Below are 3,005 nucleotides of genomic sequence, written 5' to 3' on the forward strand. Positions count from 1 at the left end.
TCTCCTTCTCTTTTCTTTTGTCTTTTCGCTTGACTCGATCATTAAGGAATAATAAAACCGAACAAATAACTGCTGCGGACACCAGAACGATTAAACCTAAAGTATTCCGCTGTAGCAAGCTGTAAACGGTGGCAGCTAAGAACACCAAATTGATCAGGATTTTATACACCCAATACTTGGACATCCTATTCTCCTTTTAGGCGTTTTTGTAATTATACTCATCCTTGACCGTGCTGATTCCTTTTCTTCATGTCGTATTGGCCCCACTATATTTCGGTGTTCCTCTACAAAACTTTGCGGTGGATGATTAACTCTTTATATTTAAAACAATAGAGAGAACTTAATTGTCTCCCCATTTTTTAAATGAATTGGCAACAAATTGATGGTTGTAATCGGCCTGAAAATTTATATATTTCGACACCGAATTTCGACAACTATTCTCCATTTACAAACAGTATAATATTTCCATGCTAACTAAAGGAAATAATGGAGGATGAAGAATGCTGCTAAAAAAAACCGCGCTTGCATTAGGGATTTTGGGCTTTAGTTTCAGTTTGATGGTGATTCCAGCAGAGGCTGCACAGAACGAAGCAATCATTATTAACAAAAGTAACAACCAGTTGGCTTTTTATGAAAAAGGTACTCTGCAGAAAGTGTTTCCTGTAGCAACCGGAAGAACGAGGAGTTTAACTCCGGAAGGGAAATTTTATCTAGTAAATAAGGTTAAAAACAGGCCGTGGTATAAAGAAAATATTCCGGGTGGTGACCCTCGGAACCCACTAGGTGCAAGGTGGCTCGGGATAAAAGTTCCGGGGGATTGGGCACACACATCGGGAAATCTTTATGGAGTACATGGAACAAATAATCCGTCGTCGATTGGCACCTACGCGTCCAGTGGGTGTATCCGTATGTATAACAAAGATGTAATTTGGCTGTATGATCGGGCTGATAAGGATATTCCGGTCTATATTACAAGCTCTTCTTCATCCTTCACTGCGTTGGCGCAAAATTACGGAGTTGGTAATGCCAAAAAAGTAGTCGCAGGATATGAAACTTTTAACGACACCTTAAGATATGGAAGTAAAGGAGAGTCAGTAAAAATTCTTCAGAGAAAACTGGGCATCAGCGCTGATGGATCTTTTGGAAAACAGACCTTGCTTTCTGTGAAGAATTTCCAAAAATCAAAAGGATTAGTGGTTGATGGTATTGTAGGGCCAAAAACAAGGAAAGCATTTTTCAGTAATTAATCAAAAAGCATCAATAAATCAGTCCTTAGGAACGTCTCTCTATAATTTAATCTCATTTATATAAATACTTGTCTAATTGTCGGTGCCTGCCCCCACACTGCTAAAGTGGTAACGGAGTGGGGGTCAGGCACGGACACTTTAGAATCGTGCTCCCGTGCCTCAGCCAAAAAGAAAAGGAACTCCCTCAACCAGGAAGTTCCTTTTTTAGTATTTACTCCTACCAGCCCTTTATAGGTCTACTTTCAGGGTAACCCTACATTTCTCGATATGCCTTTCTTTCTTTTGTAAAATCAAACCACTGTTTACTGCTCTCGGGGTCGTTTGCATAGTTAATCACACAACGAATTTGATCTTCAACACAACTATCAGTCCATACACCTAACTGTTTTACTAATTGGTCAAAAAGTTGAGGAGCATTCTTGTCCTTAATTTCCGATAATGAAAAAATGTCCAACTTAAAAACCCACTTTTCAGCTAATTTATAGCCAATAGAAGGAACAGTTTGAAATTCAGCCAACCCCTTTAAACCCTTTGTCTTTGTAAATGGAATGTTTAACTTATTAGCTATTTGTTCTGTATGAAATGTATGTATTTCGCTTATTTTGACTTTAGATTTTCTAAGTTTTGATTTTTCCTCATTTGTTAGTGGTAATTTGGTACTTGCACCCAGAAAACTCGTCTCCTTTATTATTAAAGAACAAGCATGCACATTTTATACACTAAATAATACTCTCAAAGGCTTGTTGTTATCCAAATGAGGTGGAACTTTTTATCTACTCCAGTTAGGGGAGAAAATATTTGCTTAATGCTTGCTGCAGAGTAGCTAAGGTTTCGGTCTGATAATTGAATGTGAGCCCTGTATTCATTACCTCTCGTACGATTTCTTTCCTTAAACCAGTAATGACTGTTTTGCAGCCCATCATATTTATAGCATCAATACTCTTCTTTAATTCGATGATTGATTCTCGGTCCATTATTGCGACTCCGGATAAATCCAGAATCAATGTTGCTATGCTTAACTCGGAAACCTTTGTTAACACTTTATCTTTAACGATTTCTACACGATTAGTATCCATTGTACCGATTAAAGGAAGAACGAAGATGGAATCATTAATCGGGATAATTGGTACAGAAAGATTTTCAACCAATTGTTGCTGAGTCTTAATTAATGCATCCTTATAGGTGGAATAACGAATAAAGAAGGTATTCAAAAAGTCATCTACACGATTGTTAATTTCGGTTTCCAACTGGAAAAAATCCTCCATTTGGTGATTTGCCTTTCCATTATAGTATTTTTCAATAAATAACCATAACGTTCTCCGTATAGAATGGACCCATTCTAATTTGAATGATAGATCAATAGAGTGCGCGGCCCAGGCAATCCCCTCTTGTTCAGCGAATTTCTTCAATGCTCCATCTTCCTCATTAATGATATACATAACTAAGGTATGCGCATTGTTAACAAGGTCAATGTTGCCCACTCGCATGATTTCATCAATTTTATCTTTAACATTCACAGCTTCAGATAAAAGAGTTTGTTCAAAGGCTTCACTATTTTCCGTAAAGAAGTCTTTAAATCGCTTGGAGTACCCATACGACTGTTCCATTGGACTCGCTCCTTTTTCTATTTTTTAAACATAAATTTCATAGAGGTATTAGAATCAATGAACCTCCTCTTGCTGCAAAAAATTTTAATCTCACTCCAGCCTTTTTGTAAACCATATAATTCAATCATAAATCCATAAAAAAATAAATAAA

At 37.0% G+C, this 3,005-nt stretch carries 4 protein-coding genes; 1 reads left to right on the forward strand and 3 read right to left on the reverse strand.

Going from position 1 to position 3,005, the window contains the following annotated elements; genetic code table 11:
• Nucleotides 1–184 (reverse strand): hypothetical protein (locus LD39_RS23490; protein WP_035545017.1); only part of this gene is annotated, 184 nt, incomplete at its 3' end.
• A gap of 316 nt (nucleotides 185–500) precedes the next feature.
• Here LD39_RS23490 and LD39_RS23835 point away from each other — a divergent pair.
• On the forward strand, nucleotides 501–1,247 hold the full coding sequence (locus LD39_RS23835) for a L,D-transpeptidase family protein (protein ID WP_035545020.1): 747 nt from the start codon (nucleotides 501–503) through the stop codon (nucleotides 1,245–1,247).
• A 253-nt stretch (nucleotides 1,248–1,500) separates the two neighbouring features.
• Here LD39_RS23835 and LD39_RS23505 read toward each other — a convergent pair whose 3' ends face one another.
• Together LD39_RS23505 and LD39_RS08120 are read right to left on the reverse strand one after the other, a co-directional pair.
• A complete protein-coding gene (locus tag LD39_RS23505) occupies nucleotides 1,501–1,764 on the reverse strand; it encodes a helix-hairpin-helix domain-containing protein (RefSeq protein ID WP_231572536.1) in 264 nt (87 codons plus the stop codon).
• A gap of 265 nt (nucleotides 1,765–2,029) precedes the next feature.
• The gene (locus LD39_RS08120) at nucleotides 2,030–2,854 is read right to left on the reverse strand and encodes an STAS domain-containing protein (RefSeq protein WP_035545022.1); all 825 of its coding nucleotides are present in this window, start codon (nucleotides 2,852–2,854) and stop codon (nucleotides 2,030–2,032) included.
• Nucleotides 2,855–3,005 lie beyond the last annotated feature (151 nt).

This window comes from Halobacillus sp. BBL2006 (assembly GCF_000786645.1).
Classification (GTDB): Bacteria; Bacillota; Bacilli; order Bacillales; family Halobacillaceae; genus Halobacillus.